Source organism: Comamonas sp. C24C (assembly GCF_053345995.1).
In genome coordinates this window covers 172,174-187,565 of the sequence record NZ_JBKFBC010000005.1, presented here as the reverse complement: position 1 = coordinate 187,565, position 15,392 = coordinate 172,174, and the positions used below count along the sequence as shown (strand labels likewise).

Here is a 15,392-nt window from a genome sequence, read left to right as displayed (position 1 = left end):
CAGCATAGCAGCCACCATGACCGCTGATTCCACTCCTTCCCGCGCAGCCCGGATCCCGAACCTGAGCCGGCGGCTGTCACGCTCGCTGGCCCTGCAGACCATGCTGGGCCTGGGCCTGGTCTGCGTGGCCGTGTACTGGGGCAGCTGGCTGGCACTGGCCCAGCGCCAGCAGGAAAGCCTGGAGCAAAAGCAGGTCACCGTCACCCATCTTCTGCAACAGGCGCGTGCCAATCGCTCCGCCTCCAGCATGCAGCACATGCTGTCCGACTTCCTCACGGGCCACGAGGATATGTCGATCCGCGTCAGCCATGCCGACGGCACGCTGCTGTTCGAGAAACTGCACCAGCCCCTCGACGATGTTCACAGCGCCCGGCGCAGCTTCAGTGTCATGCTGCCAGCCCATGTGGATCAGCAGGCGCAGCAGGTCGTGCAAGTACTGCTGATGCTGGACCGCCGCCCAGACGACGCCCTGCTGCGCCAGCTGGCCTGGATTCTGGGCCTGGCTGCCGTCAGCGGTGCGCTGCTGGTGTCGATGTTCAGCGCCTGGCTGGTGCGCCGCGGGCTGGCGCCTCTGCATTCGCTGGTGGAGCAGACCCGGCAACTGGGCGCCAAGGATCTGAGCCGTGACTGGCAGACCAGGCTCGACGACAGCAACCAGCCCCAGGAGCTGCGTCCGCTGATTGCCCAGTTCAACGCGCTGCTGGAGCGGCTGGCCGTGGCCTACCGCCAGATGGAGGCCTTCAACGCCGATGTGGCCCATGAGCTCAACACCCCGCTGACCACGCTCATCAGCAGCTGCGAGCTGGCCCTGCGCAAGCCCCGCGATGCGGGGGAGCTGCGCGACATCCTGGCTTCCAATCTGGAGGATCTGCAGCGCATGGCCGGCATCGTGGCGGACATGCTGTTTCTCTCTCATGCCGATCGCGGCGAGAGCGCGCACCGCATCCAGGTGGCCAGCCTGGCCAGCCTCGCGGACGAAGTGGTGGAGTACCACGAGGCCGCGCTGCAGGAGGCCGATCTGCAGGTGCGGGTGCAGGGCGATGCGCAGGCCCAGGTCGATGCGCGATTGCTGCGCCGGGCGCTGTCCAATCTGCTGGGCAATGCCACGCGCTATGCCACGCCGGGCAGCTGCATAGAGATTCAGATCAGCATGCCGCAGGCCGGCCAGGTCACGCTGGCGGTGCAGAACCAGGGCCAGGCCATTGCCGCAGAACATCTGCCCAGACTGTTTGACCGCTTCTATCGCTCGGACGCAGCGCGCAGCCAGGCAGATCGCAACCACGGCCTGGGCCTGTCCATCGTGGCCGCGATCGCACGCATGCATGGCGGACAGGCGTTTGCGCACTCCGACCGCTCCGTCACCCGCATCGGGCTGAGCTTGCCTGCGGGCCAGGACGCACAGGCACGGGCGCCTGTTTCATCCGGCAACCGGTCGTAAAAGCCGATGAGACCCACACGCAGCACCGAGCAGGGATGACATGAAGCTGCGCGGTCTGGCCGCAAGATGGCCGGCCGTGTATCGCTGAAAGGAAACACCATGCATTGCTTGAGAAACGCTGCCTGCCTGGTTCTGGCCGCCAGCACCGGTCTCGGCCTGCCCGCTCTGGCTCAAGGCCGGATTCCCGATATGCAGCAGGCCGGCGCGCTGCGCTACAGCTGCGGCGGCATAGGCGAGGACGAGTCCACGCTCATGCGCGCCGCGATGAAGGACTACCCGCTGTCGCTGCTGTTTGCGCAAAAGGACGGCGCCTATCTGGCCAATGTGGCGGTCGAGGTCAGCTCCGGCAAGGACAGCAGCCGCTTCACGGCCAACGGCCCGGTCTGCCTGGTACAGCTGCCTGCCGGCAGCTACAAGATCACCGCCACCACCAGGGAGGGCATAAGCAAGACCCAAACGGCAGAGATCGGCAAGGGCCCGCATCAGCTGGACTTCCGCTACTAGCGTCAAGCCGCCTGCAGGCGGCGGCAATGCCCCGGGGCCGTCCAGGGGAGATGCGCGCGGTCGCGCTCCGCGAGGCCAGGCAATGAGGACAATAAGCGCCATGTCCCAAGATCAAGACGCATCCACCTATCAGGCCCACCTGCAGGCCGGCAACGCGCTGGTGCAGCAGGCCCAGAAGATTGCCACGCAGGACTTCGAGCAGGCCCGCGCATTCTGGCAGGCCGCCGGCAAGGAGTTCTATCTGGCGCACAAGGCCGACATGAACGAACCGGAAGCCGCCTTTCGTCTGGCACAGGCCTGGATGGCCGAGGCCCATGCCTTGCAGAAGGAAGAAAACCGCAACGCATTGCTGATGTGGGCCAACGCCGCTGCGCAATGCGAGCTGGCCTTTGACCTGGAGCCCGAGAACGGCCGCATCGCCATGACGGCCGCCAGTTGCCATCTGTTCGCCGGCCAGGCCGATGCCGCCAAGGCCTGGCAGCTGATTGGCAAGCAGCTGCTGCCGCCCGAGCCTTCGGAGCCCGCTGCCTGATACTTTTGATAGCTTACTGCGCATGAAAACAAAGGGTTTCAATGCTTTTATGCATTGAAACCCTTTATTCATTGGCGAAAGCAGCTATTAAATTAATGCTCTCTTAGAAAGCCTGGCGTTCGAGCGCGGCGCGAATCTGCTGTGCATTGGACCGCATGGCCTGAGGGCCGCTGCTGCCCAGCAAATACCAGAGCTGCGGGTCGACGAACACCAGTTGCTGCTTGCGGCCTGCACGGGTGTTCCTGATGGTGTCGTTGTCGAACAGCTCACGCGACGGCACGACCGGCTTGCCGTCCTTGTCCCTGGTGCTGCCCGTGCCCGCATTGCGGTCGATCACGAACAGCCATTCGGGGATATCGTCCATCTTCAGCGCAATGCCGCGCGCCTGCGCCGGATCTGCGGGCAGGGCTGGCTTGATGCCCAGCACGTCATGCAGCAGACCGAAGCGCGAACCCGGCGTCTGCCCGCTCATATTCCGGTTGACGGCCAGCACCAGCAGGCCTGGCGCGGCCTTGGCCGCGGCAGCGCGGGTGGCTTCCACGTCGCTGCGCACCTGCTGCATGAGCTGCGCGCCCTGCGCCTGCTTGCCCCACAGGCTGGCCAGTGCGGTCACATTGCGCTGCATATCGCCGAGCAAGTCCTGGCCCGAGGTGCTCAGGTCCAGCGTGGGCGCGATACGGCTCAGCGTTTCGTATTTGCCGGCCGAGCGGCCGGCCACCACGATCAGATCGGGGCGGATGCGGCTCAGCGCCTCATAGTCGGGCTCGAACAGCGAGCCCGCCACCTGGTAACGGGCATCGGCATAGCCGGCCAGATAGGCGGGGAAATGGACCTTGGGCACGCCCGTCACCGGCAGCTTGAGCGCCTGCATGGTGTCCAGCGAAGCCAGGTCGTACACCACCACGCGCCGGGGAGCCTTGGGCAGCTCGGTCACGCCGCGGGCATGCTCGACCTGGATGCGGGCGGGCTGGGCCGCAGACGACAGGGCCTGCGGCGTTTGCGCCCAGGCGGCGCCGGCCATCATCAGCAGGGCCACGGTGGTGGCGCGACGGCTGGTCAGTGGTTGCATGAAGTACCTTGAAAAGCGGAAACAGAAGAAAGACCGGCAGCCCTTGCCGCGCACTGCAGCAACGGACTGCGATGACCAGGATCAGAACTTGACGTTCATGCCCAGCCAGTAGCGGCGGCCATCGAGCACGGTGTCGTAATTGACGCCGTCATAGATGACCTGCTTGTCCAGCAGGTTGTAGATGCCCGCGTACAGCGTGACGGTCTTGTTGAGCTTGTAGGAGCCGCCCAGATCCAGCATGGTGTAGCTCTTCTGGGTGAAGCTGCCCGAGGACGCTCCGCCCGTGGGCGCGCTTTCCTCGCCGCGGTAGGAAGCCTTGAGCCAGCCGTTGAGCTGGGCCGTGGGGCTCCAGTCCAGCGAGACATTGAACAGATGGCGTGGCAGCTGGTTCAGCGGCATGCCGGCAAACTCGCCGCTCTTTTGCTCGGACTTGGTGAAGGTGTAGTTGGTCTTCAGGCGCAGCGTCTTGCTCAGCTGGGTGCCCAGCGAAGCCTCCAGGCCACGCGTGATGGCGTTGTCCACATTGATGTTCGTGGTGGGCACGCGGCCCGAGCTGTTGAGCGGGCCGCAGCTGGGGCAGGCCACGCGGGTGATCTTGTCCTCGAACTCGTTGTCGAACACCGTCAGCCCTGCCGTGGTGCCTGCGCCGCTGTCGTAGAGCACGCCGATTTCCTTGGTCAGCGAGGTTTCGGGCTTCAGATCGGGGTTGCCGTAGATGTTGCCGCCACGGCTGCTCTGGCCCCAGTCACCCACGGTCTGACGCAGCGACGGCGCACGAAAGCCCGTGGAGACACCGCCCTTGACCGTCCACTGCGGGGCCAGATTCCACACGCCATACAGGCGCGGGCTGACCTGGCCGCCGGCCTGGCTGTCATGGTCGTAGCGCAGGCCGCCGGTCAGTGCGAAGTCCTTGTGCAGACGCCATTCGTCCTCGGCAAACACGGCCCACTGGCTGCGGTTGATGCTGGTGCGGCTGGCATTGGGCAAGGTGTTGGTGGTGGTGTCCGTCAGGTCCTGCTCGTTGTAGCTCACGCCCGTGGTCATCAGATGGCTGGCCCCCAGCGGCGCCACCCAGCTGCTGTTGAAGACCGTGTTCTTGATGGTCATGTCGCGCGACAGATTGCGCGTCTTCTCCTGCTGCAGATAGGTGTCCGAAGATGCCCAGCCCCAGCGTCCCTTGTGCTGCAGCGAGAAGTTGTCGCGCTCGAACTTGCGGTCGCTGAGTGCAGCCGTGGCCGCCAGCGTCTTGCCCGGCGTCGAGGTGTAGTGCTGCTTGCCGGTGCCCAGCTCGGCAATGATGTCGTGGTCCTTGTTGGGCGTCAGCGCCAGCTTGACGTTGAGCGCGCGGTTGTCGTAGTCGTTGTAGCCGTTGAGGATGTTGTCCTCGCCGCGCTTGTTGTAGTTGCCATAGATGCTCAGACCCAGCAGATCGGTCTGTATGGGGCCGGACAGATAGAAATTGCTCTGGTAGATATTGCCCGAGGACGAGCGCTCCTGCAGCGTGGCTTCGGTGCGGATGGAGCCCATCCACTCCTTGGCCACCTTACGCGTGATGATGTTGATCACGCCGCCCATGGCGTCCGAGCCGTAGAGCGAGGACATGGGGCCGCGCACCACCTCGATGCGCTCGATCGCCTCCAGCGGCGGCACCCAGCTCTGGTCGGTGCCGGTGGAGCCGTTGGCCTGGGTTTCGCGGGTATTGGTGCGCTTGCCGTCCACCAGGATCAGGGTGTAGTTCACGCCCATGCCACGCAGGCTGATGTCGTTGGAATTGTTGTCCGAAGGCACCAGATTCACGCCGGGCACATCGCGCAGCGCATCATGCAGATTGTTGTAGCTGCCTTTTTCCAGTTCTTCGCGCGTGATGACGGAAATCGATGCCGGCGCATCCTTGATCTCCTGCTCGAAGCCCGAGGCCGTCACCACCACCGTCTCCAGCGATTTTTCCTGCGCCGCGGTCAGCCCGTGGGTCAGCAGGCCGGCAGCCGCCAGCGCCATGCCCAGCATGGGGCGCAGCGACCGGCGGACGGTGATCAGAGGACGGGAAGATGAAGAGGCGCAGGCCGTGGCGAAGCCTGCAGCAGCGGCTGCATGAATTTGCATGATGAGTTCGGAAAAAAAGGCACATCGACCAGGCAAGGCTGCGCCCCATGGTCAGGGCCACGGAAAGCAGGTGCCGGTCAGCGAAGCATTCGCGCTGTTGGAGTGATGAAGAAGGCAATCACGATCTGCGCATGAGATCGTCCTGGCTGAACCATGCGGCGGGGCATGGCGGCATGCGGCCATTCGATGGGCATGCCTGGCTGAGTCAAAGATTGCAGCAAGGTCTTCTTGTTGCGAATAATTCTCATTGTAACCGCAACCAACAGGCCTTCCAAAGAATTTTTACTGTTAAGTACTTTGGCATGACCTCAAACCGGCATCGCCCGGCAGCGGCATGTGCGGTCTGGCCGTGAAAAGGCCTTAGCCCAGCCAGGCCAGCATGCTGCGCCACAGGGCAGCGGCATGCGAGATCAGAAACAGCAGCAAGCCGATGGCCCCGCCCACCAGCGTGCCGTTGATGCGTATGTACTGCAGGTCCTTGCCGATATGCGCCTCGATCAGCGTGGCCAGCTGCTCGGCATCCCAGCGCTGCACCGTGTCGGCAATATGGCGGGCGATGAACTGCGAGACATCGGGCGCCAGCGTCGTCGCCCAGCGCTTGAGGCGCTCGTTCATGGAACTGCGCAGTGCCTCGTCATGCGCCAGCGCCTGGCCCAACCAGCGCCCCATCACGGCGGCGCGGCGCGCCATGGCCGAATTCTCGTCGGCCAGATCGCGCTCCAGCCGGGCGCGCCAGCCGGCCCATAGCTCGCGCAGGTAGACGGCCAGCTTCTCGTCATGCAGCAGATAGTTGCGCAGCTTTTCCACACGCTCGGCGTAGACGGGGTCGTTCTGCAGACCGTCGATCAGGCGCTGTATCGAGTTGTCGAAGGCCTGGCGCAAACGGTGGCCGGGGTTCTGGGCCACGTCCTGCAGCAAGCTGTCGAGAGCGCTGGCAATCACGCTGGCGCCCTTGTCGCTGAGCCAGTCCGTGGGCAGCATTTTTTCCTTGATCGGGTGCTCGCGCTTGAGCCAGACCACGATGGTCTGCGCGATCATCACATGCGTCTGCTCCTGGCGCAGCACGCGGCTGATGCGCGCCAGCACATCGTCGAGCACCTCCTGGTGGCGCCCGCCCGCCGTCAGCCCCGACAGCAGCGAGGCCGCCGCACGCGACAGATCCACATGCTGCATCACGGCCTTGAGCGACTGGGTCAGAAACTTCTCGACCTGCTTGTCCTGCACCATCTCCAGCGCGGCCAGTGCCAGCCGCGCCACCTGCTTGCCCAGCAGCTGGCTGTTGGCGGGAGCCGTCAGCCAGTCCGCCAGCGCCTGGGCCGGATTGTTGCGCTCGATCAGCGCCACCAGCGAGGGTGCGTCGAGAAACTTGTCGCGCACGAACGTGGCCAGGTTGTTCCCTATGCGATCCTTGTTGCGCGGGATGATGGCCGTGTGCCGCCCCACCAGCGGCAGCGGAATATGGCGAAACAGCGCAGAGACCGCAAACCAGTCGGCCAGTGCCCCCACCATGGCGGCCTCGCAGATGGCCCGCAGGCACACCAGCCACAGCGGCACAGCCTGGCCCTCCAGTCCCCAGCGCGAGCCCGCCAGCGCCGTGGCGATGAAGCCGGCCGTCACCAGCAGCAGCAAAATCAGCGGCAGCCGCTTGGCGCGCTGCAGGGACAGGCGTTGTTCTTCGGTGAGCATGGCGCAAGCATAGGCGAGTCGGGCCGCCACGCCTATGCCTTCGGCCCCGATGGCCGCGCATGGCCTGCGCTGCGCCATTGCAGCGACAGGCGGCAGGCTTTTGCAATTGCACCGAAAATAGCGCTCCTGTATTCCCTGACTCTCGAGAAATCATGACCGAAGCCACCCGCCCCGAACTGCCCGACCGTCTGTCCGTTGACCCTCGCAGCCCCCACCATGTGGCCTCCGTGTTCGAGCACGACATCGGCATCCGCTTCAACGGCAAGGATCGCTTTGACGTCGAGGAATACTGCGTCAGCGAAGGCTGGGTCAAGGTGCCCGCCGGCAAGACCCTGGACCGCAAGGGCAAGCCCCTGCTGATCAAGCTCAAGGGCACGGTCGAAGCGTATTACCGATAACCCCCTGAGCCGCTACGCGGCTTCCCCCCGAGGGGGACGGCAGCCTCGCTGCGGGGCGGCCCTTGCTCGCTGCCTCCGGCCTGGGCCGCGCACGGTTCACGAGTCAGCTATCAAATAAAAGAGCTGCTTGCACTTTCTACATATGATTTTCAATGAAAAAACACCTTGAAACTCTTGTATATCAAGCGCAAGAAGCTCTTTTTTAATGAGCATCCATTTGTTTGCAGGTCACAGCGCTCAAAACCGGCGCGCCCCAAAGCGAGGGACACCGAGCAAGGGCCGCCCCGCAGCGACGGTGTCGTCCCCCTCCCCTAGCGCGCAGCGCGTAGAGAGAGGGGGAAGCGGCAAAGCCGCTCAGGGGGTAGTCAGCGCTTCCGCCGGACCGAAGAACTCGTAATGCACCTGGGCGTCGGGCACGCCCAGCTCGCGCAGCGACTGCTTGACGCTGCGCATGAAGCCGCGCGGGCCCAGGAAGTAGACATCGGCATCGCGCGACTCGGGCAGCCACTGGGCCAGTCGCTCGGTGCTCAGCAGGCCCTGGGCATCGACCTCGTCGCCCGCGTCCGCCTGGTCGTAGCAATAGCGGCGCGTGAGCTGCTCGTGGCGGCTGGCCAGCGCGTCGATCTTCTCGCGAAAGGCATGCACGCCGCGATCGCGCGCGCAGTGGATGAAGGTGATCTCGCGACCCGTGGGCAGCGCCGCCTGCAGCATGGGCAGCGTGGGCGTGATGCCTACTCCGCCGCTGATCAGCACCAGGGGCCTGGCGCCGGCCTGCAAGGTGAAATGGCCAGCGGGCGGGAACAGCTCCAGCGTGTCGCCCACTTGTAGCTGGTCGTGCAGATGGTTGGAGACCTTGCCGCCGGCCTCGCGCTTGACGCTGATGCGATAGCTCCTGCCGTTGGCAGGTGCCGACAGCGAATAGTTGCGGCGCTGCTCCAGGCCGTCGACCACCACGCGCAGGCCGATGTACTGGCCGGGCTGGTGGGCAATCACCGCGCCGCCGTCCACGGGTTCCAGATAGAAGGACGTGATCTCAGCGCTTTCGGCCTCTTTGCGCACCAGCTTGAAGGCGCGCGCACCGCGCCAGCCGCCTTCGGCTGCCGCCGTCTGCTCGTACACGCTGCGCTCGGCCGCGATCAGGATATCGGCCAGCTGTTGATAGGCCGCCGCCCAGGCTGCGATCACCTCGTCCGTGGCAATCTCGGCGCCCAGCACTTCGCGAATGGCACGCAGCAGGCAGGCACCCACGATGGGGTAATGCTCGGCCTGCACCTGCAGCGCCACATGCTTGTTGATGATTTGCGCGGGCAGATTGCCCAGGTTTTCCAGGCGGTCGATGTTCTTGGCATACATCAGCACGCTGTGCGCCAGAGCACGCGGCTGGGCACCGCTTTGCTGGTGCGCCTGGTTGAACAGCGGGCGCACCTCGGGGTATTCGCCCAGCATGGTCTGGTAGAAATGCGTGATCAGCGCCTCGCCGCCGGTTTCCAGCAGCGGCACGGTGGCCTTGACGATCTCGCGTTGACGTTCGGTAAGCATGCAAATCTCCTGGTTGCTGCCTTGCCAGCTGCAAGGCTTGTACCAGTGAGTGCAAGCAGCGTGCCAGCCTCAATACCACTGCAAAACAATGGCTTGCGGAAATATGCGTCAATATGACATTGCTCAATTGATGTCTTATTGACACCAAACGCTGTCGTTATGACAACCTCCCACATTCTCAACGCTGTCAGCCCGCTGATCGCCGATCTGGCCCAGGACCTGCCCGAGCGCGAACGCCTGCGCCGCCTGCTGGCCGCGCTGCGCAATCTGCTGCCCGCCGATGCCGTCGCCCTGCTGAAGCTGGAAGGCGAATGGCTGCGCCCCATGGCGATCGACGGCCTGATGCCGGACACGCTGGGCAGACGCTTTCGCCTGGCCGAGCACCCGCGCTTTGCCCAGTTGCTGGCGGCCGGCCAGGCCATGCGCTTCGAGCCCGACAGCCCCCTGCCCGACCCCTATGACGGGCTGGTAGCGCACAAGGGCCAGGCCATCAACGAGCTGCATGTGCATGACTGCATGGGCTGCGTGCTGCAGCTGGGCGGCCTGCCCTGGGGCCTGCTGACGCTGGACGCAATGGAGCCGGGCCGCTTTGCCGACCCTGCGGCGCTGGCCATGCTGCAGGCCTTCAGCAATCTGGCTGCAGCCACCGTGGCCACTGCCGAGCGCGTGCAGCAGCTGTCGCAACTCGCGCGCGGTGCCACCGGCTCGACTAGTCCAGCCGCGCCGCCGGAGCGCGGACTGCAGGGCGCAAGCCCCGTCATGCGCCAGCTGCAGAAAGACATTGCCCTGGTCGCCGCCAGCGATCTGTGCGTACTCATCACCGGCGAAACCGGCACCGGCAAGGAACTGGTGGCCCAGGCCGTGCATGCGCAGTCGGGCCGGGCCGGCAAGCCCATGATCAGCATCAACTGCGCGGCCCTGCCCGACAACCTGGTCGAGAGCGAGCTGTTCGGCCATGTGCGCGGTGCCTTCACGGGAGCGCTGAGCGAGCGCAGCGGCAAGTTCGAGCAGGCGCATCAGGGCACGCTGTTTCTGGACGAGGTCGGCGAACTCTCGCTGCCCGTGCAGGCCAAGCTGCTGCGCGTGCTGCAAAGCGGCCAGCTGCAGCGCCTGGGTTCGGACCGGGAGCATCATGTGGATGTGCGCGTGATCGCCGCAACCAACCGCGACTTGGCTGCGGAAGTCGGCGCCGGGCGCATGCGCGCGGACTTCTATCACCGCCTCAACGTCTATCCGCTCAACGTGCCGCCGCTGCGCGAGCGCGACAGCGATGTGCTGCAGCTGGCGGGCTATTTCCTCGAGGAGAACCGCTCCAGGCTCAGGCTGGGCGGCCTGCGCCTGGATGCGGCCGCACAGGCAGCCTTGCTCAATCGCGGCTGGCCCGGCAATGTGCGCGAGCTTGAGCACTGCATCAGCCGTGCCGTGCTCAGGGCCCTGAGCCGCCATGATGGCAGCGCCAGCCGCGCCGGTGCCAGGTTGCGCATCGTGACGCTGGGGGTTGCCGATCTCTGGGAGCGGACCGAGGCAGCTGCCACCGAACAGACTGCAGCCGCCAGCGACCCGGCCACACCGGCAGCGGCGCCCGAGGCCGGCCTGCGCGCCGCCGTCAGCGCCTATGAGCGCCAGCTGGTCAGCGCCAGCCTGGCCCGCCACCGGGGCAGCTGGGCCGCTGCAGCGCGCGAGCTGCAGCTCGATCGCGCCAATCTGCAGCGCCTGGCCAAGCGGCTGGAGATAGACAGGCCTTGATCAGCGGCCCTGGATGCCCAGCAGCTCCACGTCGAAGTTCAGCGTGGCATTGGGCGGTACGGCACGGCCCGCGCCGCGTGAGCCGTAGGCAATGGCCGGCGGGCAGGTGAACTTGGCCTTGCCGCCGACCTTCATCTTCTGCACGCCCTCGGTCCAGCAGGGGATCACGCCATTGAGCGGGAACTCGATGGGTTGCTTGCGGGCGTAAGAGCTGTCGAACTCCTTGCCGGTATCGGGGAAGTAGCCGCGATAGTGCACCTTGACGGTGTCAGTCGCCTTGGGGCTGGGGCCCGTGCCTTCGACCTGGCTTTCATAGACCAGCCCGCTGGCGGTGGTGACCGGCGCAGCATGAACCGCTGCGCCAGCACCCATGGCCCATACAAGCCCGATCACGGTGATTGCTTTTTTCATATCGGATGCGCTGAATGAACAAAACCCGACTTTAGTACGAAGTCGGGTCGGAAAAATGTCACGGCAGCCATGCTGCCGGCTGCATTGACTCAGATCAGGGCAATGCCGATATCGTCCAGCGCCTTGGACAGATGCGCCACGGAGCGATCCGAGTCATGCCATTTGTCCAGGCCGAACAGGCCGATGCGGAAGGTCTTGAAGTCCGGGCCTTCATCGCATTGCAGCGGCACGCCCGAAGCGGTCTGCAGGCCGACCTTGAGAAAGGCGCGACCGCTCTGGATTTCCGTGTCCGTGGTGTAGCTCACGACCACGCCGGGAGCCTTGTAGCCCTCGGCGGCCACGCTGGGAAAGCCGCGCGACTGCAGCAGCCCGCGCACCTTGCGCCCCAGCTCCATCTGTTCTTCGCGCACCTTGGCAAAGCCGTACTCGCGCGTCTCCAGCATCACGTCGCGCAGGCGCAGCAGCGCATCCGTGGGCATGGTGGTGTGATAGGCATGCTGGCCTTTTTCGTAACCCTCGGCAATCTGCATCCACTTCTTCAGATCGCAGGAGAAGCTGGAGCTTTGCGTGTGCTCTATGGCTTCGCGGGCACGAGCCGAGAGCATGACCATGGCGCAGCAAGGCGAGCTGCTCCAGCCCTTTTGCGGCGCAGAGATCAGCACATCCACGCCGGTTTTTTCCATATCGACCCACATGGCGCCCGAGGCCACGCAATCCAGCACGAACAGCGCGCCGACCTCGTGTGCGGCATCGGCGACGGTGCGCAGGTATTCGTCGGGCAGCATGATGCCGCTGGCCGTTTCAACATGCGGGGCAAACACCACCTTGGGGCGCTCCACGCGAATGGTCTCGGCCACATCCTCGGCCGGACATGGCGCCCAGGGGTCCTGGCTGCCCTCGCCCTGCTTGCGCGCCTTGCAGACCACGGAGCCGCCGCCCAGGCCCGCATCGGCATCGAAGATCTGCGTCCAGCGGTAGCTGAACCAGCCGTTGCGCACGATCAGCACCCGCTCGCGGTTGGCGAACTGGCGCGCCACAGCCTCCATGCCGAAAGTGCCGCTGCCCGGAATCAGAACGGCCGTGTTGGCGTGATAGACATCCTTGAGCATGCCCAGGATGTCCTGCATCACACCCACGAACTTCTTGGACATGTGGTTGAGCGCTCGGTCGGTGTAGACCACCGAAAATTCAAGCAGGCCATCGGGGTCGACGTCGGGCAAAAGTCCGGGCATGGGGTATCTCCAATCGCAAAAGCTGAGCAGTCAAAAACACCCCGGGGCCGCCGGGGCGCAGGTGCAAGACATTCAGCTTAGCATGAGCCGGAATATGGTTTTGCGTATGCAGTTCATATCAAAAACATGAGCTGCAAGCGCTTTGCACATCGAAGATTCCGGCCGATTAAACGCTGCAAATGCGAAATCTCCATCAGCGTTTACCATGTGTCCACGAAGCGGCCTTCACCCTCGCGCAGGCGCGCACCGGCCAGGCCGCGCACCAGCCAGGCGCGGGTCTCCGCGGGGTCGATGACGGCATCGACTTCCAGCGTGGCCGCCATGTGCATGGCCTCGCCATGTGCGTATTGCTGGGCCAGCAGCTTCTCAAACAGCGCCTCGCGCTGCGCGCCCTCGGGCAGGGCTTCGAGCTCCTTGCGAAAGCCCAGCCGCACTGCCCCTTCCAGACCCATGGCGCCGAACTCGCCCGTGGGCCAGGCCACATTGAAGATGGGCGCATGAAAGCTGCCCGCCGTCATGCCCATGGCGCCCAGGCCGTAGCCCTTGCGCAGCACCACGCTGAAGTACGGGACACGCAGCTTGGCCGCCATGACGAACAGCCGGCTGACATGGCGCACCTGGGCGGTTTTCTCGATCTCCGGCCCCACCATGAAGCCGGGCGTGTCGACCAGGCTGACGATGGCGATGCCGTGGGCATTGCACAGTTGCATGAAGCGCGCCGCCTTGTCCGCCGCATCGGCATCGATGGCGCCGCCCAGATGGCCCGGGTTGTTGGCCATCAGCCCCACAGGCCGCCCCTCGATGCGCGCCAGCGCCGTGTGGATGCCGGCGCCGAAGCCGGTTCTCAGCATCAGCAGACTGCCCTCGTCCACCAGCCCGGCCATGGCGGCGCGGGTGTCGTAGGCACGCAGGCGGTTCTCGGGAACGACCTGGCGCAGCAGGCGCTGGTCGGGCTCGGACCATTGGTCGATGCGCCCCTGGAAGAAGGACAGATAGTGCCTGGCCGCGGCCACGGCCTGGGTCTCGTCGTCGACCAGGATGTCGATCACGCCATTCGCATGCTGCGCGCTGGCGGGGCCGACTTCCTCGGGCCGGAAGACACCCAGGCCGCCGCCCTCGATCATGGCCGGTCCGCCCATGCCGATATTGCTGCTGCGCGTGGCGATGATCACGTCGCTGCAACCCAGCAGCGCGGCATTGCCTGCAAAGCAGCGGCCGTGGGTGATGCCCACCACGGGCACCTGACCCGAGAGCGCCGCATAGGCCGCGAAGGTATGCACATGCAGGCCCGCGACCACGGGTGTGTCGGTATCGCCAGGCCGGCCGCCGCCGCCTTCGGCAAACAGCACCACGGGCAGCTTCTGCTGCAGAGCTATACCCAGCATGCGGTCGGTCTTGGCGTGATTGCGCGCGCCCTGGGTGCCGGCCAGCACCGTGGCGTCATAGGACATGACCACGGCGCGCGAGCGCTCTGCACCGAACTGCGCGGCATTGATGGAGCCCATGCCCGTCACCATGCCGTCGGCCGGCGTGTTGGCCACCAGATCGTCAAGGCTGCGCCTGCGGGTCTGCGCGGCAATCGCCAGCGCCCCGTACTCGATAAAGCTGCCTTCATCACAGAGATCGGCAATGTTCTCGCGCGCGCTGCGGCTGCCCTGGCCGTGGCGCCTGGCCATGGCCTCGGGCCGAGCTGCATCGAGCGTGAAGGCATGGCGATCCTTGACGCGCTGCAGATCGGCCCGGATGTGGCCCGGGTCCTGCCGCTGCGGTACCACCTCGGCATGCGCCGCATCGCCCTGGACGGGCGCGAGCACCAGCAAGGCCTGGTCCTGCGCCACATAGCTGCCGGCCTCCGCGAGCAGCGCCTGAACCCGGCCAGCAGCCTGCGCGAACAACACATGCTGCATTTTCATGGCTTCGAGAATGCCCAGCTCGGCACCCTTGGCCACCGTCTCGCCCACCGCAACAGACCACTGCACGACCCTTGCGGGCATGGGGGCCAGCACTGCATTTTCAGGAGCTTGCTGCGCTTGGTATACATTGTTTTCAGAATCAAAAGTATCTGAATTCTTTGAATGACTTGCGCTTGAAGCTATCTTTTCTGCGGCCTCCACCAGCTGCGGCAAGACCTCTTCGAGCCAGCGCGTGTGCACGGTCTGCTCCAGCATCTCGGGCCGCTGGGCCAGGGCCTGCAGCAGCGGCAGATTGGTGGCAAGGCCCGCAATGCGGCAGTCGGCCAGCGCGCGCCGGGAGCGGCGCAGCACATCCTCGAAACGCGGCGCGTGACTGTGCACGACGAGCTTGGCCAGCAAGGTGTCGTAGTGCGGCGACGGACTGCCCCCCTGCTGCGCATGACCGTCCAGGCGTATGCCCGGCCCTTGCGGCCAGTGCAGCTCGGCAATGCGGCCGCCGCCGGGGCGGGAGTTGCCCTGGGCATCCAGGGTTTCGGCATTGATGCGCCACTGCATGGCATAGCCGCGCGGCCGGGGCGGGGCATTCACATTCAGGCCCAGGTCGGCAAAATGCTCGCCCGCCGCAATGCGGATCTGGGCCTGCACCAGATCGACGCCAAAGACCTCCTCGGTAATCGTGTGCTCCACCTGCAGACGCGGGTTGGCTTCGATGAACACATAGGGCAGGGACTCGGACTGCAGATCGACCAGAAACTCGAACGTGCCCAGGCTTTCATAGCGCAGCCTGGCTGCCATGCGCAGCGCGTCCTCGGTGATGAGCT

At 65.3% G+C, this 15,392-nt stretch carries 12 protein-coding genes; 5 read left to right on the top strand and 7 right to left on the bottom strand.

Translation table 11 applies throughout. The features are described 5' to 3' along the window. The first annotated feature begins 16 nt into the window (after nt 1-16). The 3 genes from ACLBXN_RS11525 (at nt 17) to ACLBXN_RS11515 (ending at nt 2,474) form a co-directional block, all read left to right on the top strand. Entirely contained in the window at nt 17-1,438 is a 1,422-nt protein-coding gene (locus ACLBXN_RS11525) for a heavy metal sensor histidine kinase (protein WP_447612210.1), read from the top strand. A gap of 99 nt (nt 1,439-1,537) precedes the next feature. After that, nucleotides 1,538-1,942 carry a hypothetical protein gene (locus ACLBXN_RS11520; RefSeq protein ID WP_447612209.1) on the top strand — a complete coding sequence of 135 codons (405 nt, stop codon included), beginning with the start codon at nt 1,538-1,540 and terminating at the stop codon, nt 1,940-1,942. Between the two features lie 100 nt (nt 1,943-2,042). Then, nucleotides 2,043-2,474, top strand: coding sequence for a hypothetical protein (locus tag ACLBXN_RS11515; RefSeq protein WP_043003972.1), 432 nt, complete (start codon nt 2,043-2,045; stop codon nt 2,472-2,474). A 103-nt stretch (nt 2,475-2,577) separates the two neighbouring features. Here the strand turns inward: ACLBXN_RS11515 and ACLBXN_RS11510 are convergent, their stop codons facing one another. The 3 genes from ACLBXN_RS11510 to ACLBXN_RS11500 all read right to left on the bottom strand — a co-directional run bounded on the left by ACLBXN_RS11510 (nt 2,578) and on the right by ACLBXN_RS11500 (nt 7,332). Further along, nucleotides 2,578-3,543, bottom strand: a complete 966-nt coding sequence (locus tag ACLBXN_RS11510) for a siderophore ABC transporter substrate-binding protein (RefSeq protein WP_447612208.1) — start codon at nt 3,541-3,543, stop codon at nt 2,578-2,580. A gap of 81 nt (nt 3,544-3,624) precedes the next feature. Continuing rightward, nucleotides 3,625-5,646: a ligand-gated channel protein gene (locus ACLBXN_RS11505; RefSeq protein WP_043003970.1), complete on the bottom strand. Its 2,022-nt coding sequence runs from the start codon at nt 5,644-5,646 to the stop codon at nt 3,625-3,627. A 360-nt stretch (nt 5,647-6,006) separates the two neighbouring features. Continuing rightward, nucleotides 6,007-7,332, bottom strand: coding sequence for a DUF445 domain-containing protein (locus ACLBXN_RS11500; RefSeq protein ID WP_407714445.1), 1,326 nt, complete (start codon nt 7,330-7,332; stop codon nt 6,007-6,009). Nucleotides 7,333-7,484: 152 nt separating this feature from the next. On the opposite strand from ACLBXN_RS11500, the gene ACLBXN_RS11495 reads away from it, so the two are divergent. Further along, nucleotides 7,485-7,730, top strand: a complete 246-nt coding sequence (locus tag ACLBXN_RS11495) for a DUF3297 family protein (protein WP_447612207.1) — start codon at nt 7,485-7,487, stop codon at nt 7,728-7,730. 354 nt (nt 7,731-8,084) lie between these two features. On the opposite strand, the gene hmpA is transcribed toward ACLBXN_RS11495, so the two are convergent. After that, the gene (gene hmpA / locus ACLBXN_RS11490; RefSeq protein WP_447612206.1) at nt 8,085-9,269 is read right to left on the bottom strand and encodes an NO-inducible flavohemoprotein; all 1,185 of its coding nucleotides are present in this window, start codon (nt 9,267-9,269) and stop codon (nt 8,085-8,087) included. Nucleotides 9,270-9,428: 159 nt separating this feature from the next. Between hmpA and norR the strand changes: the two genes are divergently transcribed. After that, nucleotides 9,429-11,015, top strand: a complete 1,587-nt coding sequence (gene norR, locus ACLBXN_RS11485; protein WP_447612205.1) for a nitric oxide reductase transcriptional regulator NorR — start codon at nt 9,429-9,431, stop codon at nt 11,013-11,015. On the opposite strand, the gene ACLBXN_RS11480 is transcribed toward norR, so the two are convergent. The 3 genes from ACLBXN_RS11480 to ACLBXN_RS11470 all read right to left on the bottom strand — a co-directional run. Continuing rightward, the gene (locus ACLBXN_RS11480; RefSeq protein ID WP_043003966.1) at nt 11,016-11,426 is read right to left on the bottom strand and encodes an FKBP-type peptidyl-prolyl cis-trans isomerase; all 411 of its coding nucleotides are present in this window, start codon (nt 11,424-11,426) and stop codon (nt 11,016-11,018) included. Nucleotides 11,427-11,515: 89 nt separating this feature from the next. Further along, nucleotides 11,516-12,658, bottom strand: coding sequence for an aminotransferase class V-fold PLP-dependent enzyme (locus tag ACLBXN_RS11475; protein ID WP_447612204.1), 1,143 nt, complete (start codon nt 12,656-12,658; stop codon nt 11,516-11,518). Nucleotides 12,659-12,858: 200 nt separating this feature from the next. Beyond that, a partial coding sequence (locus ACLBXN_RS11470; RefSeq protein ID WP_447612203.1) for a carboxyl transferase domain-containing protein occupies nt 12,859-15,392 on the bottom strand: 2,534 nt, incomplete at its 5' end.